Here is a 16,608-nt window from a genome sequence, read left to right on the forward strand (position 1 = left end):
GGAAACATCATGTTTACAGGTATCGTTACCGACCTTGGCGAAGTCGTCCGGATCGACAAAAACAAGGGCGACTGGCGGCTTTTTGTCCGTTGCCGCTATGACCTTGAAAAGGTAAAAATCGGCGCTTCAATCGCGTGTGATGGCTGCTGCCTGACGGTCGTCGACAAGGAATATGGTGCTTTTGCCGTTGATGTCTCGCATGAGACGCTTTCAAAAACAACGATTGGCGACTGGGAAGAGGGGCGCCGCGTCAATCTCGAACAATCCCTGCATCTGGGGGATGAGCTGGGCGGGCATTTCGTGTTTGGTCATGTCGATGGACTGGCGACGATGGAATCCGTGACGATGGACGGTGATTCTCACCGTCTTAAAATCAGTGTCCCGGATAATCTGGCCTGTTATTTTGCCCCGAAAGGCTCCGTGGCTCTGAACGGTGTGTCCCTGACGGTCAACGAGGTTGAAGGCAACACCTTTGGTGTCAATATTATCCCGCACACCTGGACGGTGACCAATCTTGGCTACCTCAAACCCGGTGATAAAATGAATGTCGAAATTGATATGCTTGCCCGCTACGTGGCCCGTATTATGGGGAAAGACGCGTAAGTGATGGGCGAAGCTGCTATGAGTGTTGCAGGGAACCCCCCGGTGATTGTTGCTATTGATGAAATTCTGGACGATCTGCGGGCCGGCCGGATGGTTATCATGGTCGATGATGAAAATCGTGAGAACGAGGGTGATCTGATCGTCCCGGCTCAGTGCGCCACAGCCGATGTCATTAATTTCATGGCTATGCATGGCCGGGGGTTGATCTGTCTGGCGATGGAGGGGGCAATGGCCGACCGGCTGGAGCTGCCGTTGATGACCCGGAAAAACACCGATCGCTTTGGTACGGCTTTTACCGTGTCGATCGAAGCTCGCGAAGGCGTGACTACCGGCATTTCCGCTTATGACCGCGCCAGAACGGTCGCTGTGGCTGTTGATCCGGAAAGCGGCCCGGGTGATATTGTTGTCCCTGGTCATGTTTTCCCGATCCGGGCGCGTGAAAACGGGGTTTTGGAGCGGGCAGGCCATACCGAGGCCGCTGTCGATCTGGCGAAACTGGCTGGCTATTCGGGCGCGGGTGTGATATGCGAGATAATGAAGGATGACGGCACGATGGCCCGCCTTCCGGACCTTGTCGGGTTTGCCCGGCAACACGGATTAAAAATCGGTTCTATCGCCGATTTGATTGATTACAGAAAGGTATAGAATATGAGCGCCCATGTGCTGGTAATTGAAGCCCGCTTTTATAACGAAATTAACGATATGCTGGTTAACGGCGCCCAGATGGCGCTGGAAGCAGCCGGTGCGACCTATGATGTGATTACTGTGCCCGGCGCGCTGGAAATTTCAGCAACGCTTAATTTTATGACCAAGAACAAGGGCAATATCTATGATGCCTACGTTGTGTTGGGGTGCGTTATCCGCGGCGAGACCAGTCACTATGACATCGTTTGCAATGAAAGTGCCCGGGGGGTTTATGATTTAACCTTGCAGAACGATCTTGCGCTGGGCAACGGAATCCTTACAGTGGAAAACAGGCAACAAGCGATCGTCCGGGCCGACCCTGAGCAGAAAAACAAAGGCGGCGCGGCGGCGGAAGCAGCTCTGCGGATGCTTGAAATCAAAAGAGCGTCGCAAGAATAAAGAAAGATAAGAAGAGGTCTAAAATGGTTTTCTGGCGGAAAAATAAGAATGACGCGACGCAAGAGGCGGAAGATAAAGCCGAGCGGATACTGCATCGCTCGTCAGATCCCGATTTGGAGCCACCGACAGAATATGAGGCTGAGCTCAGCGAAGATCTGGAGCATGAGCTGTTTGAGGAAACAACCACGGAAATCCTTGATGACCTTGATGTTATTCCCACGCCGCGTCACAGCAAAATATCCGATATCGAAGAAGCCCGCGATCTGGGCGATCACGCTGCGGAAGGAGGCTGGCTGGCGCGTCTGACCAAGGGGCTGTCGAAATCGTCCAAAAAAATCGGGCAGGGGATCAGTGATCTGGTCACCAAGAAAAAACTGGATCAGGAAACACTGGATAGCCTTGAAGAACTGCTGATTAGCGCTGATCTGGGGCCGAAAACGGCCGCGAAGATTATCGAAGATTTCAGTCGGGATCGTTTCGGCAAGGAAATCGAGGAGCAGGAAATTCGGGAAGCACTGGCCAGCGGCATCGCGAAAATTCTGGAACCGGTGGCGACGCCGCTGACATATCCAAAGCCTGAAAACGGTGGCCCGTTTGTTGTTCTGGTGTGCGGAGTGAACGGCGTGGGCAAAACCACGACGATCGGAAAAATGGCGCATTATCTGCACGTGAAAAATCACCGCTCCGTTATGATGGCGGCGGGGGATACGTTCCGGGCCGCGGCGATCGAACAGCTTCAGGAATGGGCCAAACGTGCACATTGCAAACTCATGACCAAGGAAGTCGGTGCTGATGCTGCGGCGGTGGCCTATGAGGCATATGAACAGGCCAAAGCCGAGAATGTCGACGTTTTGTTCATCGACACCGCCGGGCGTCTGCATAACAAGGCGAACTTGATGGCAGAGCTGGAAAAGATCGTCCGCGTGTTGAAAAAACAGGATGAAAACCTGCCGCATGCAACCTTGCTGGTTTTGGATGCCACAACCGGCCAGAACGCGCATGAGCAGGTCCGCACCTTTAAGGAAATGGTCGATGTAACCGGCCTGATTGTCACCAAGCTGGATGGCTCGGCCCGTGGCGGTGTCGTCGTGGCACTCGCCGATGAGTTCAATCTGCCGATTAACCTGATCGGTGTTGGTGAGCAGGCACAAGACCTTCAATCCTTCCACGCCGAGGAATTCGCCCGCAGCCTTGTGGGACTTAAGGGATAAATTATGCTGTTAACGTGGTTGAAAATTCCGCCGGTGGATTACTTGCCACCGGAAGGGGTAAGGCTTCCCAATCGCCTTCTGCCTTTCTTGTGGTTTTTCCTGCGGCAGGTACGCGGGCCCATGGCATTTGTTCTGGTTTGTTTTACGTTACAGGGCGTTTTCTGGGCGTCCGCGCCGTATTTTCTGAAACTGTTTATCGATATTCTGGATAGCACATCTGATCCGCAGCAGCTTTGGGATCGGCTTCTGCCGGTTTTTGTCTTATTTGTCGTTGTGGTGCTGCTTTTGCAACCGCTGGTCAACCAGCTGGGGCAATGGGTGAAATTCAGAATTATTGCGCCGTTTGCCGATATGATCCGGCGGCAACTGGCGCTTTATATGCAGGGCCACAGCTCCCGGTATTATCAGGATGATTTCGCCGGGCGGTTGGCCAGCAAGGTCGTGGAAACACCGTTCGCCATATATGGCGTCATAGATATCGTCATGGGGCCGTTTTTGATTATGGCCGTGATTTTCGGCACTTTCATGGTCATGTTCGCGACGGCTCATATTTATTTGCTGCTGATTATGATCGCATGGCTGGCGGGGTATCTTTTGTGGATGAAGTATAATCTTCCGCATATTCTCTCAAAGTCCAAAGACGCCTCGGATACGCGCAGTATTGTCCGGGGCCGCTATGTTGATACGCTGACCAATATCCAGCAGGTAAAGCTGTTTGCCCGTAACCGCTACGAAGACCAGTATTTGCTGGAAAGCCTTAAGGCGAATGCCGATAAGCACTGGATACTCTTTGCCCGCGTCTTTTTGCTGAATAACGGCTTGCAGGTTCTGAACCCGATCTTTTGGCTGTCTGTATTGCTGACATCTTTTTCTTTATGGCAGGCCGGGGATATCACGACCGGCGACATGGCCATGATTTTTCCGATGCTGATTAATATGCGGAACCTGACATGGTGGGTCTCGGATAGCGCAGCCATGTTCTTCCAGAATCTGGGGCAGGTGGAAGAGGGTATGGAAACCATCTGCAAGGCCCAGGACGTACAGGATAAACCCGGTGCGCCGGACGCCGTTATCACAAACGGTAAAATAGATGTGCGTGACCTGACCTTTGCCTATGACAAGAGCAAGGTCTTCTCTCACCTTGATATAGACATTCCGGCCGGTCAGAAAATAGGGCTTGTCGGCCCCAGCGGAGCGGGGAAAAGTTCGCTGGTCCAGTTGTTGCTGCGGCTCTACGATATTGATGGCGGCCAGATTCTGATAGACGGCCAGAACATCGCCGATGTAACGCAGGACAGCTTGCGCAGCCAGATAGCCGTTATCCCGCAAATCAGTGACCTCATGCACCGCTCGATCCGCGATAATATTCGTTACGGTTGCCCCGATGCGACAGAGGCGCAAATTGTTGAGGCTGCCCGCCGGGCACGTGCGGATGATTTTATCCTTGAATTAACCGACAGTGACGGTCGTGCCGGATATGACGCCCACGTCGGCGAACGTGGTGTGAAACTGTCCGGCGGTCAGCGCCAGCGGATCGCCATTGCGCGGGCGATTTTGAAAGACGCGCCGATTTTGATCCTTGATGAGGCAACCAGCGCGCTGGACAGCGAAAGCGAAAAACTGATTCAGGAAAGCCTGAAAGGGTTGATGGAGGGAAAGACCGTGATTGCCATCGCCCACCGCCTGTCGACGATCGCGCATCTTGATCGTTTGATCGTGATGGAAGACGGGAAAATCGTCGAAGACGGCCCGCATAAAGAGCTTTTGAAACAAAAGGGCTTGTATGCCAAACTCTGGGAAATGCAGTCCGGCGGCTTTATCGGCGGCTAAAGGCGTCATTGCGAGGAGCCGCGCCATAGCAAAGCGGCGGCGGGCGACGCGGCAATCCATAAAAAACGGAAGTGGCACGGGATTGCTTTATCTGCGCTTCAGGTTCGCAATGACGGAATGAGCACGTTGATAAAAAAGGAAAACGGCTTCTCATTCAGCCGTTGTTTAATTATAGATTGATCCTATGACCGCCTCTCCGCAAAAACCGCTGCCCGATAAAGTTTTTCCGTTCATGGTGTCGTTTCTCGAACGGCGAACCGGCGCTTATCTGGGCTTGCTTTTCCTGTCGTCGGCGCTGGAATCTTTTACCCTCGTGGCTTTTTCATCCGTAATCAAAGCCTTTGTCGACAGGGCTGACGGGCTGGGGACCGCGGCGCAGCTTACCGATTTTTATGACCTGTTCGGCATCTCGGCGGCTTTGCTGATGCTCTACGCCATTTTGATTGTTTTGAATTTTCTGGGGTGGCGAAAGGGAAAACTGCCCTATGAGCTTAATCTCAGGGAAAAGTTGTTCCAGTTTACGCAGAGGCAGTCACAGCGCTATTTCGAAGACCGTCTGTCCGGTGATATTTCTTACCGGATTCTGGATATCCCCCAGAGCGCGATATGGGTGTTTGCGCATCTGAACTACAGCATTATTCCCTCGGTTGGCGCATTGCTCTTTGCCGTGTTCTGGATGGCGCAGATTTCCGGCGTCATGGCCCTGATAACACTGGCATGGGTTATTCTGTTTCTGGCGATTACATTTGTCTTCGTGCAGGCCTGCGTCGCTGCCAACCGGGAGCGCTCACGGGCCAAAGGGCAGGTTTCGGGAGCTATCGTTGACTCGATCGCCAACAATCCGGTTGTTCGCCTGTTTTCCGCCGGCCGTCATGAGAAATCCTATGTGTCGGAACGCATTGAGCGCGAAAGATCTTTTACGCTTAAATATTATGACATCGACGTGGTGATGGCCTTTGTTCACAAGCTGTTGCTGGGAGCGTTCTTTATGGTCATCCTTGTCTATGCCATCAATCTATACAGTCAGGGACAGCTAACGATCGGCGGCTTGTCGATGGCAGGCTCGATTTTGCTAATGGTTTTTTTGCGCGCCGGCGGTCTGGGGCAGGCACTCATTATGATTACGGAGTCTATCGGCTCCATTCAAAGTGGGATCGAATTGCTGAACGGCAGGATGGAGGTCGCCGACCAGCCGGGGGCCGTGGATATGTATGTCCCGGAAGGCCGGGTGACGTTCTCCCGTGTCTCTTTCCGGTATAACGATACCCAAAGCCGTCCCGTCTTGCAGGATTTAAGCCTCGACATTCCTCCCCGGCAGAAAGTGGGACTGGTGGGCTTGTCGGGTGTGGGAAAGACGACAATCGTCAGCCTGCTTTTACGGATGTATGATGTGCAAGAAGGCGTAATCGAAATTGATGGCCGGAATATCGCCGCCGTCACGCAAGAAAGCCTCCGCCGGAATATCGCCGTCATTCCTCAGGACACCAGCCTGTTTCACCGCTCCCTGATGGATAATATTCGCTATGGCCGGATGGAGGCCAGCGATGAAGATGTCATGGCCGCCGCCCAAAAAGCACACGCCCATGAGTTTATTACGGCGCTGCCCGATGGTTATGAAACGCTGGTCGGTGAGCGGGGCGTGAAACTGTCGGGTGGTCAGCGCCAGCGGATCGCGATTGCCCGTGCGATTTTGAAAGACGCGCCGATTTTGATCCTTGATGAGGCCACATCGGCACTGGACAGTGAGAGCGAAAAACTGATCCAGGAAAGCCTGAAAGACCTGATGGCCGGTAAAACCGTGATTGCCATCGCCCACCGCCTGTCGACGATCGCGCACCTTGACCGCCTGATCGTGATGGAGGACGGGAAAATCGTCGAAGACGGCCCGCATAAGGCCCTTTTGAAACAAAAGGGCTTGTATGCCAAACTCTGGGAAATGCAGTCCGGAGGCTTTATTGGTGGTTGATTATCTTATTGAAATAAAATGGAAAATCCTTTAATATAAGGGAATGGTAAAAACACTTAAGAAAATCAAAACCCGTCAGTTTTCCGATCCGCACGCGGCGTTTTCCGCGGTCAAAGAGATATACGACACGCATGTGAGTTATTTGCGCGAGTCTTTTTCCGCCTTTGCCGACGGCGCCATTCCCACCAAAAAGGTGCGGGCTTGTTACCCCTATATAAAAATCACGACGGATAAAATCAGGCGTTCGGATTCCCGGCTATCCTATGGGCTTGTATCCCGGCCCGGCACCTATATAACGACGGTCACACGGCCCGATATTTTTGATTTCTACCTGAAAGAACAAATCCGCCTGCTGATCTTAAATCACGATGTACCGGTTGAGATCGGGGTCAGCGATACGCCGATCCCCATTCATTTCGCGCTGGGTGAGGATTTCCATCTGGAGCATAACCTGAGCAAGGAACAGATTGACGCCCTGCCGGAATGCTTTGACCAGCCGGATCTGAACATTATGGATGACCAGATCGCTAATGGGATTTACCATGTACCCGAAGGACAACCCCGGCCTCTGGCGCTGTTCGATGCGCCGCGCACGGATTTGAGCCTGATGCGCCTGAAGCACTATACAGGCACGACGGCGAACCACTTCCAGAACTACGTGATCTATACCAACTACCAGTTCTATATTGATGAGTTTATAAAAATAGGCCATGAGGCCATGCAGCAAGACCCGGAAAACGGTTATATAGCGTTTGTCGAACCGGGCAATAAAGTCACCTTGAACCGTCATGGCGGCGCGGGAAACCTTATGGATGATGACTCGGATATTCCGCTGAGCCGCATGCCGCAAATGCCGGCTTACCACCTGAAACGCCCGGACGGATCGGGAATTACGATGGTCAATATCGGCGTCGGACCATCCAACGCCAAGAACATCAGCGACCATATCGCCGTGCTGCGCCCGCATGCATGGCTGATGCTGGGGCATTGCGCGGGACTGCGGAATTCGCAGCAACTGGGTGATTATGTGCTGGCACACGGTTATCTGCGCGAAGACAACGTGCTGTACAAGGATCTTCATCCCAGTATCCCGATCCCGGCGCTGGCGGAAATCCAGCAAGCGCTGGAGCAGGCCGTTGCGCAAGTGACCGACTACAAGGGCTATGACCTGAAAAAAATTATGCGGACGGGGACTGTCGCGACGGTTGATGACCGGAACTGGGAATTACGTCCGGCCATTCGCCAAAATCTGCGCCTGAGCCAGAGCCGGGCGATTGCATTGGATATGGAATCAGGCACCATTGCCGCCAACGGCTTCCGGTTCCGGGTGCCCTATGGGACGCTGCTGTGTGTTTCGGATAAGCCGCTGCACGGTCAACCGAAACTACCCGGCATGGCCGATGCCTTTTATCGCGAGCGTGTCGAGCAACATCTTAAAATCGGCTTGCTGGCTATGGCGCTCTTGCGTGATATCGGGCCGGGCCGCCTGCACAGCCGGAAACTGCGGTCCTTCGACGAAGTCGCCTTTCAGTAAATCAGTGTAATCTTTTGAATAAAACAAAAGGCGCCGGAAAGGGCGCCTTCGTAAGAACCGGTGTTTTTACAGTTTAGACCGTGATGTCAACAATGCTGCCGCGTTGGGCGGCAGGATATTCCCGGCTGCCGGTGCTTTGATTGTTGCCGGACGCTTGCAAAACCGTATTGGTGTTGTCTTTACCAGTTACGGCTGTTTTCTCCGGACCGGCAGAGGCCGCGCCAGAAGGCTGCGTTTTGTTTTCCTCAGGCTTTTTCTCATCCGGCTTTTGGAATTGCTCGGCGGCCTTGGGCTGAAACGGATTAACGTAAGCAGCTTGTTGCTGTTGAGCGGCATTATTTAAAGATCCGATCATGTGCGCCTTCCTCTGTAACCAATCTACCTCATCAAGTATAGACGGATAACTTTAACAAATCCTTGCCGGGATAGCAAAACAAACTGTTTTTGTCATGAACATTCTTTTTATGGATTACGTTAACTGGTTGTAAATAATTTTCCTGTAAATAGGAAAGGGTAAGACGGCAGACAGGCGGTTTTAGACTTTGGGGACCTTGTCATTTTACAGTCTTTACGGCTCCGCATAATAAAAAAACAAACGGGGCTTTCCGAAGAAGAGTTTAGAGGTGAAGGGCGTGTGTAAGTCATGAGGTACAATCAAGTGCCCATGGAATGGATTTATATGTGCTTGTTTAAAGGTTTGGGGAAATGTTTGAGACATCACCGGAAGTAACGCCGCTCCTTGTGCGTTTATATGACAGCCAAAGGCTGTACAGCATGCTGAAGGATAGCGATCCTTCGGTCAAGCTGGAGCTGACCGGCGCTGTTGTTGATCTTCTTGAGCGGGATTTGTCTGAGAAAGAACAGGATCTCCTGACCGATGTGATGGTCGCCTTGATTAAACAGGCCGAAAAAGATTTGAAAGAAGCGCTTTCCGAGCGCCTTTCGTTTCTAGACAAGCTGCCTTTGCGTCTGGCCTTGTATCTGGCCAACGATGAAATTTCCGTGGCAGCGCCGATGCTGAAAAACAGTCTGGTTTTTAGTGATCTGGACCTGATCTATATTATCAAATCACATGGCCCCGCTTACTGGCAGGCCATTGCCGGACGGGAACATCTGAGCGATGAGCTGATTGATATTCTGGCCAGCACCCGTGATATGGACACCGGCGTGGCGTTGGCGGCAAACGACCGCATTATTTTAACGCGCAACGCATTGGAAATTTTGAGCGATCTGGCCAAACGGGCCGACGATCTGGCGGAACCTTTGTTGTTGCGTCCGGAAATGCCCGATGATCTGGCGCAGCGGATTTACGAGGAAGTCGGCGAAGCCATGCGCGATCATATTCGTCGTCTGCAAGGCGAACAGTGGCAGGAAATCGAACTTGTCCTGAGCGATGTCGTCGAAGAATTCTCCCGTTGCTCAAGAGGCGTGTCGAAGGACAGCAATTATCTGCCCTCACCAAAAATGAACGAAGCCGCCAACGTATTGGCGAACAAAGGGCGCTTAACTCTGGGCACTTTGCTTAAGCCGCTGAAGCGCGGGCAAATTGCTTCGTTCATTGCGATGTTTGCCAAATATACCGGCATTTCGCCGCAAAAAATCCATGCCATCTTGATGCAGCCGTGTGGCAAAGGACTGGCGATCACTTGCCGGGCTTACGGCATACAGAAAAGCGACTTCTCCCGGATTTATTTGCTGACGCACCGGATGCGCTCGAAAAATATGATGGTCGATCAAAAAGAGATGCTGCGGGCGCTGGGCTATTTTGACCGCCTACGGCCGGAAGTCGCCCAGCGTATCCTGTTCAAGGCCGCTGATTTTTAAGGAATTCGTGGGGATGTGGGGTTATGCCGCACTACGATACGCTGCCAGCGCCGCAATGCCTGGCAGCGTTTTTCCTTCCAGCCATTCAAGGAAGGCACCGCCCGCCGTTGAAATATAGCTGAAATCGGCCGTAACGCCGGCATTCTCAAGAGCCGCGACCGTGTCGCCGCCACCTGCGACACTGACAATATCTCCGGCTTTGGTGCGTTCGGCAACCGCGCGGGCCAGATCGTTGGTACCCTTGTCAAACGGTTTAACTTCAAAAACGCCCAGCGGTCCGTTCCAAAGCACAGTCTTGCATTTGTTCAGGGTAGCAACGGCGTCCGCAATGGCCTGCGGTCCGACATCGACGGCTTCGCGGGCAGGCGGGATGGCGCTGGACAGCGTAATTTCGCACGGGGCATTTTCCCCGAATTCTTCCACGGTAATCCGGTCCGCCGGCAGGATAATCTGACATCCGGCATCTTCAGCCTCTTTTGTAATCTGGCGGGCTTCATCCGCCATATCCTGCTCACACAAGGATTTTCCGACTTCATGCCCTTGCGCATAAAGAAACGTTGTGGCCATGCCGCCGCCGAGCACCAGATAGTCGACTTTTCTGACCATGTTGTGCAGCAAATCCAGCTTGGTCGAGATTTTAGAGCCGCCGACAATCGCCATTACCGGTTTCTGGGGATTTTCCAAAGCGTCATTGAGCGCGCTTAATTCGCTTTCCATCAAAAGACCGGCGGCCGTGGGCAACAGGTGCGCGATAGCCTCGGTCGAGGCATGGGCGCGGTGAGCCGCGGAAAAGGCGTCATTGATGTAAATTTCGCCAAGAGAGGCCAGCTCATGGGCGAACGCCGGGTTGTTTTCTTCTTCTCCCGGATGAAATCGCAGATTTTCCATCAGGAGAACATCGCCGGGCTGCAACGCATCGGCTTTTTCCTTGGCGGCCACACCAATGCAGTTTTCGGCGAATAAAATGGTGCCCCCCCAGCTTTTCTCCAGCGCCGGTGGTAAAAAGGCGAGGGAGTATTTGTCATTCGGCTGTCCCTTGGGGCGTCCAAAGTGGGATAAAACAACAATCTTGGCGCCTTTGCTGCGCAGGTAATCAATGGTGGGTTTCACCCGGTCGATCCGCGTTGTGTCGGTTACGTTTTTATGCTCATCCACCGGCACGTTCAGGTCCGCCCGCAAAAGAACGGTTTTGTTGATCAGATCAAAATCACGCATGGTTTTAAAGCTCATAATAATCTCCTAACGGATGGTTTTGGCGTTTTCAGTAGCCTCCAGCAAACGGACGAGCAGGGAGGGGTCGGATGAGGCATGCCCGGCATCGGGCACAACGATATAATCGGCTTCAGGCCATGCCTGATGAAGTTTGTAGGCCGTTTCTATCGGGCAAACCATGTCATAGCGTCCCTGAACGATCGTTGCCGGGATGTGCCGGATTTTATCAATCCCTTTCATCAGGCTTTTTTCGGGCGGAATGCACTGGTGGCGGAAATAATGAGCTTCGATCCGGGCGAGAGCCAAATTCTGGATTTTTTCATTCTCATCTTGCTCATAATCGCCGCGCGGAATCAGGCAGGCACAGCCGCCCTCATAAGCGCACCAGCGCTGCGCCGCTTCCATGGCGATGTCTTTGTCATCTCCAAACAGGCGGCTGTAATACGCTTCCAGTAAATTGTCGCGTTCGGCCTCAGGAATAAAATCGACAAATTGCTCGAAAGCTTCGGGGAAGACGCGGCCCATGCCATAGAGAAACCAGTCGAGCTCTTTTTGCTCGCACAGAAAAATGCCGCGCAGGATCAAACTGATGCAAGGCTTCGGATGGGCCTGTGCGTAGGCCAGTGACAGGGTGCTGCCCCACGACCCGCCAAACACGTGCCAGCGCTCGATATTCAAATGATGACGCAGGGCTTCCATGTCGGCGATCAGATCCGCCAACGTATTGTTTTCCGTTCCGCCATGAGGGTTGGAATTGCCGGCCCCCCGCTGGTCAAACAGGATAATGCGGTAGTGGTCCGGATCGAAATAACGCCGGTGTTTCGGGCCTGTGCCGGAGCCGGGACCGCCATGCACAAAGACGATCGGCACGCCGTCCGGGTTGCCGCTTTGCTCCCAGTACAGGGAATGCCCGCCCGTAACATCCAGAAAGCCGGTTGAGTAGGGGGTGATTTCCGGGAACAAGTCCCGCTTCATCGTATTTTGATTTATGTCCGCCATGGTTTTTTCTATTTCAATTCTCTTCTTCTGGCAAGACCTCTAGCCATGCGGAATCGCTTAAAACAATAGAGGGACCGTTGTAATCTTCTAGCCAGCCATGCACTCGCACGCGCTTGCCGCCGAACTGCAACGGGTCAATATTACTTTTGGACATTTGCCGCCGTACATCGGAATTCAGAACGATCGTAAAATCGCTGCGCCAGTCATCGCCGAAATTCAGGTAGACGTTGTTCCGCATCATCGCGGTTTTTAAAACGCGCCCCTCAACAACGGCCCAGCCGTCGGCGGCCTTCATCGCGGTGTCCGGGGTCAAAACCGCATAGCGCTCGTCCGCCCATAGCCCGCGTTTTTCTGTGCGGGCTTTTTCTTCCAGCGCCAGCATTTGCGCGGCCATCTCGGTGTTGCGGGCGGAGGGCAGGACACGGGCAAGGCCGTTAGCCAGCATCGCCCCCTGTATCCAGACATCGCCCTCTTTGCGGGCCAGATGGGCGAGGCCGTGCCCCATGCGGTTTTGGCGTCCCTTGTCTTTATCCATCGTTTGATAAATCGTGACTTGCTGGCCTTCAAGATTGTCTTTGAGGAATGTCAGGGCCGCCAGAGCATGCGCGCCGGGTTCCGGTAAATTCAGTTCCGGAACATCAAGGCTGGAAAGCTGGATAATCTCACCTTTTTTAGTGCGCATACGCAAAGGGTCGATAATCTGGTCGACAACCGCCGTATTGTCCATCAGGCGCAGCCCCGTGAAGTCTCCTTGTGGCAAAGGAATGTCCGCAGCCTCTTCCTGTGCGCGGGCAGACATGCTAAAAAAACTGGTCAGGATTAACAAACAAACTAATATGGTTTTCATGATGGCTATAAGATGTATCGCAAAGGGCGCATTTGGCAAGCATTTGATGATGTTGGCCATGGCTTGTACGGCTGTTTTTTCTCTGGCGGGGTGTTCGACAAACCCGGCAACCGGCCAGTCGCAATTTACCGCCCTGATGTCTCCGGCGCAGGAAAACAAGGTGGGCGCCGATGAACACCAGAATGTCATGAAAACTTACGGCACCGATAACGTCGATCCGGCGCTGCAGAGCTATGTCGGGCAGATCGGCGCCCGCGTTTCGAAAAACACCGAACGTCCCGATGTTCAGTACAAATTTTATGTGATCGACACACCGATGGTAAACGCCTTTGCCATACCGGGGGGCTATATTTATGCTTCGCGTGGTTTGGTGGCATTGGCAAACAGCGAGTCCGAGCTGGCCGGGGTGCTGGCGCACGAAGTGGGGCACATCACCGGTCGTCATTCGGCGGAGCGGTATTCCCGCGGGGTTTTGACATCCTTGGGCGCAACGGCATTGTCGATTGCGCTGGATAGTCAGGCCGCGTCGCAGGCGATTGGTATTGGCTCGGACCTCTATATGAAATCCTATTCCCGTGGTCAGGAAAGCGAAGCTGATGCTCTGGGAATCCGTTATCTTTATAAGGGCGGCTATGATCCTGATGCGATGGCCGGGTTCCTCAGCAATCTGGAAGCGCAAACCTCTCTGGATCAGGTCTTGGCCGGCCGTGGGGAAAAAACGGAAACCTCTGACTTTTTCTCCACGCACCCGAATACGGCAAAACGCGTACAGGAAGCCCGCGCCCTTTCCGCTAGTTATCCGCAAGGCCCGGATGAAGTTGACCGGGATCGCTATTTGAAGGCGCTCGACGGTCTGGTTTATGGCGACAGCCCCAAACAAGGGATGGTGCGGGGCCGGTCATTCTATCATCCGGGAATGGACTTTACCTTTCAGGTGCCTGCCGGATTCCGGATCGACAATCAGCCCGCGCAGGTCGTCGCCACTGATAAAAACGGAACCATCATTTTATTCGATGCGGCCGGTAATCCGGACAAACTCGACAGCGCCAGCTATCTGAGCCGCGTCTGGCTGAAGGGGGAAGTCCCGGCGGGCGGTATAGAGCGCCTCACGGTGAACGGCAAACCTGCCGCCACGACATCCTTGCCCGGCACAATTAATAACCGGAGCGTAACAGTGCGTCTGGTGGCTGTTGAGTGGGGGCCGGGCCGTATTTTTCGTTTCCAGATGGCTGTCCCGGCGGGTGCGCCCGCCGCATTGATCGAAGAGCTGCAACGCACAACGTATAGCTTGCGGCCCATGACGGCGCAGGAAAAACGGGATATCAAGCCATACCGCATCTGGATTGTGACGGCACAGGCCGGTGATACGGCGGCGTCACTGGGGCGGCGGATGCCGTTTGACAGCCTGCAAGAAGAACGTTTCCGGGTTTTGAATGGCTTGAAAGCCGGTGAAAATCTGGTTGCCGGTCGGCTCTACAAAATTATCTCCACGCAGTAAAACAGTTAGAGCAAAAAAACCGGATTGGCTGGGAGCCAATCCGGTCACAGAGGTGCTTACGGGGAAACTTTATAAAATCGTCTGGAGCAGGGTTTGAGAATCCGGAATATGGCGCCCAACGGATTCGCGTAATTTTTCCATCGCGCGGGATTCCAGTTGGCGGACGCGTTCCTTGCTGATGCCAAGCTGCTGCCCTAATTCTTCAAGCGTGACAACCTCGTCACCGAGATGCCGCTGGCGGATAATATTTTGTTCGCGGGCGCTGAGCGTGCCGAGGGCTTCGGCCAGCCAGCGGGAGCGTGTCTCTGCATCTTTCATGCCGATAACGACCTCTTCCGGGGAAGGGGACTCATCAGCCAGAAGACTTTGAAAATCATCTTCGCTGTTCTCGCCAATGGTCATGTTCAATGAGTGGTCGTTGCCCGACAGCCGTGATTCCATAGAGCGGACATCACGCACTTTCACGTTCAGTTTTTCTGCGATTTTTTCCCGGCCGTTCTCATCGAGAGGCGCGCCGTTATTGTCGTTTTCAATCTTGGACTTCAGGCGCCGCAGGTTGAAAAACAGCGATTTCTGCGCGGCCGTCGTGCCGGTACGAACGATCGACCAGTTACGCAGAACGTAATCCTGAATCGCTGCCCGAATCCACCATGTCGCATAAGTTGAAAAACGAACCTCACGAGACGGATCAAAGCGCTCAGCAGCTTGCATCAGGCCAATATTGCCTTCCTGAATAAGATCGCCCATCGGCAGGCCGTAATTCCTAAATTTGGCCGCCATAGCCACAACCAGCCGTGCATAGGATTTGATCAGGAGGTGAAGGGCTTTCTCGTCGCCTTTCTCTTTCCAGCGGAGCGCGAGATCATGCTCCTCACCACGTTCAAGCATCGGCTCATGCATAGCTTGCCGGATATAATCGAGATTTGCCTTCTGTGTATGTGCGTCGTCAATGTGTGCCATGATCGACTGCCCCCTTCTTGAGATAGACTCATAATCCTGTTTCAAATTAAAAACAATACCGATTTAGTATTCTTTATTTGTGAGAGTCATACGAAAGGTTTCAGAAGATAGTTCATAAAAAATGACATTTATTTTTTATGATTAAATATCAGATATATAAAGGTTATATTATAGAAAATAATAAGGAGGATCAGGATTCCAGTATTTCAAAAACATCCCCGTCCGGTGCAAAGCCGGCACAGATAAGGCCGCCGCCAAACCCGCAGCCACCGTCGATTGTCGCCGTTATGCAGTTAATATGAACGCCGGCATGGATGGGATCATACCCCCGTATGACTTTTTGAAAAGGCTCGTAGGGCAGGGTGATGTTGCTGAACATTTTCCCGCCCCACCAGAAGCTATCCCCCTGATCGCCGAGTTTGCGGGCCGGATCAAGACCGGCATTGACGAAAAGCATGGGATAGAGGGAGTCTTGCGGCGTGAAGGCCGCCCGGCGGAGCTGGGTATAAAAGGTGTCATGACCAGGCTGGCGGCGCAGGGCATCACGGACCTTTCCCGTCCAGCGCGTCAGGCTCATAACACCCTCCTGAGCGGCGATGATACCGTCATGGGGGCTGAGGCCGTAAGACTCAAGAGCCGGGCTCAGGCCGTGGCCGAGCATCCATAAAAACGTATCCGAGGGATTGGGCGAAAATTGTAATTGCAAAAGCTTTTGCCAGATTTCTTCCTGACCGCCGCGCAGATAGACAATATCACTGGCCATCATGCCGGGGCGGGCCATGACAGAGCGTCGAAAAGTCAAAAGCTCGTCGACGACCTCACGCGATTCCATGCCGTAACCGCTGTAATTCCCCAGATAAACCAGCCGGTCGCCGGGGCGGATGTGGGGGAACAGATTGTCATGAAGGGCCATCAGCCGTTCGCAGTCGCCGTGAACGGCGGAAAGCGCCCAAATTCTGTTAGGGCGACCGAGAGATGTAAAGCGTGTGTCTGACAGGTCCTGATACACGAAAGGCTCTTTTAAAAAATGGTCAGAAGCGA

General features: G+C 53.4%; 15 protein-coding genes. 9 read left to right on the forward strand and 6 right to left on the reverse strand.

Features of this window, described 5'->3' with window-relative positions; all coding sequences use genetic code 11:
• Positions 1-9 precede the first annotated feature (9 nt).
• The 7 genes from H6868_06120 to H6868_06150 all read left to right on the forward strand — a co-directional run bounded on the left by H6868_06120 (position 10) and on the right by H6868_06150 (position 8,227).
• Positions 10-603, forward strand: coding sequence for a riboflavin synthase (locus tag H6868_06120; protein ID MCB9988894.1), 594 nt, complete (start codon positions 10-12; stop codon positions 601-603).
• Positions 604-621: 18 nt separating this feature from the next.
• A complete protein-coding gene (gene ribB / locus H6868_06125) occupies positions 622-1,248 on the forward strand; it encodes a 3,4-dihydroxy-2-butanone-4-phosphate synthase (protein ID MCB9988895.1) in 627 nt (208 codons plus the stop codon).
• Positions 1,249-1,251: 3 nt separating this feature from the next.
• On the forward strand, positions 1,252-1,686 hold the full coding sequence (locus H6868_06130) for a 6,7-dimethyl-8-ribityllumazine synthase (protein ID MCB9988896.1): 435 nt from the start codon (positions 1,252-1,254) through the stop codon (positions 1,684-1,686).
• A gap of 23 nt (positions 1,687-1,709) precedes the next feature.
• The gene (ftsY, locus tag H6868_06135) at positions 1,710-2,897 is read left to right on the forward strand and encodes a signal recognition particle-docking protein FtsY (GenBank protein ID MCB9988897.1); all 1,188 of its coding nucleotides are present in this window, start codon (positions 1,710-1,712) and stop codon (positions 2,895-2,897) included.
• Positions 2,898-2,900: 3 nt separating this feature from the next.
• Positions 2,901-4,727: an ABC transporter ATP-binding protein gene (locus H6868_06140; GenBank protein ID MCB9988898.1), complete on the forward strand. Its 1,827-nt coding sequence runs from the start codon at positions 2,901-2,903 to the stop codon at positions 4,725-4,727.
• Between the two features lie 184 nt (positions 4,728-4,911).
• Entirely contained in the window at positions 4,912-6,693 is a 1,782-nt protein-coding gene (locus tag H6868_06145) for an ABC transporter ATP-binding protein (GenBank protein ID MCB9988899.1), read from the forward strand.
• Positions 6,694-6,736: 43 nt separating this feature from the next.
• Positions 6,737-8,227 (forward strand): AMP nucleosidase, encoded by a 1,491-nt coding sequence (locus H6868_06150; GenBank protein MCB9988900.1) that lies wholly within the window; start codon positions 6,737-6,739, stop codon positions 8,225-8,227.
• Between the two features lie 73 nt (positions 8,228-8,300).
• Here H6868_06150 and H6868_06155 read toward each other — a convergent pair whose 3' ends face one another.
• Complete coding sequence (locus tag H6868_06155; protein ID MCB9988901.1) at positions 8,301-8,582, reverse strand: hypothetical protein; 282 nt, start codon at positions 8,580-8,582, stop codon at positions 8,301-8,303.
• Positions 8,583-8,932: 350 nt separating this feature from the next.
• On the opposite strand from H6868_06155, the gene H6868_06160 reads away from it, so the two are divergent.
• Positions 8,933-10,051 (forward strand): DUF2336 domain-containing protein, encoded by a 1,119-nt coding sequence (locus tag H6868_06160; GenBank protein ID MCB9988902.1) that lies wholly within the window; start codon positions 8,933-8,935, stop codon positions 10,049-10,051.
• A 21-nt stretch (positions 10,052-10,072) separates the two neighbouring features.
• Here the strand turns inward: H6868_06160 and H6868_06165 are convergent, their stop codons facing one another.
• From H6868_06165 to H6868_06175, 3 genes are read right to left on the reverse strand one after another with little or no spacing between them, the layout of a single operon-like run.
• Positions 10,073-11,281 carry a phosphoglycerate kinase gene (locus H6868_06165; protein MCB9988903.1) on the reverse strand — a complete coding sequence of 403 codons (1,209 nt, stop codon included), beginning with the start codon at positions 11,279-11,281 and terminating at the stop codon, positions 10,073-10,075.
• 9 nt (positions 11,282-11,290) lie between these two features.
• Positions 11,291-12,238: a prolyl aminopeptidase gene (gene pip / locus H6868_06170; GenBank protein ID MCB9988904.1), complete on the reverse strand. Its 948-nt coding sequence runs from the start codon at positions 12,236-12,238 to the stop codon at positions 11,291-11,293.
• Between the two features lie 37 nt (positions 12,239-12,275).
• A complete protein-coding gene (locus H6868_06175; protein ID MCB9988905.1) occupies positions 12,276-13,061 on the reverse strand; it encodes a thermonuclease family protein in 786 nt (261 codons plus the stop codon).
• A 46-nt stretch (positions 13,062-13,107) separates the two neighbouring features.
• On the opposite strand from H6868_06175, the gene H6868_06180 reads away from it, so the two are divergent.
• The gene (locus H6868_06180) at positions 13,108-14,607 is read left to right on the forward strand and encodes a M48 family metalloprotease (protein MCB9988906.1); all 1,500 of its coding nucleotides are present in this window, start codon (positions 13,108-13,110) and stop codon (positions 14,605-14,607) included.
• A 69-nt stretch (positions 14,608-14,676) separates the two neighbouring features.
• On the opposite strand, the gene H6868_06185 is transcribed toward H6868_06180, so the two are convergent.
• Both H6868_06185 and H6868_06190 read right to left on the reverse strand, forming a co-directional pair.
• Positions 14,677-15,567 (reverse strand): RNA polymerase factor sigma-32, encoded by an 891-nt coding sequence (locus H6868_06185; protein MCB9988907.1) that lies wholly within the window; start codon positions 15,565-15,567, stop codon positions 14,677-14,679.
• A gap of 190 nt (positions 15,568-15,757) precedes the next feature.
• A complete protein-coding gene (locus H6868_06190; GenBank protein MCB9988908.1) occupies positions 15,758-16,483 on the reverse strand; it encodes a hypothetical protein in 726 nt (241 codons plus the stop codon).
• Positions 16,484-16,608: the final 125 nt, after the last annotated feature.

It is taken from the genome of Rhodospirillales bacterium (genome assembly GCA_020638175.1).
In the GTDB taxonomy this organism is placed as follows: Bacteria; Pseudomonadota; Alphaproteobacteria; order Micavibrionales; family Micavibrionaceae; genus JACKJA01.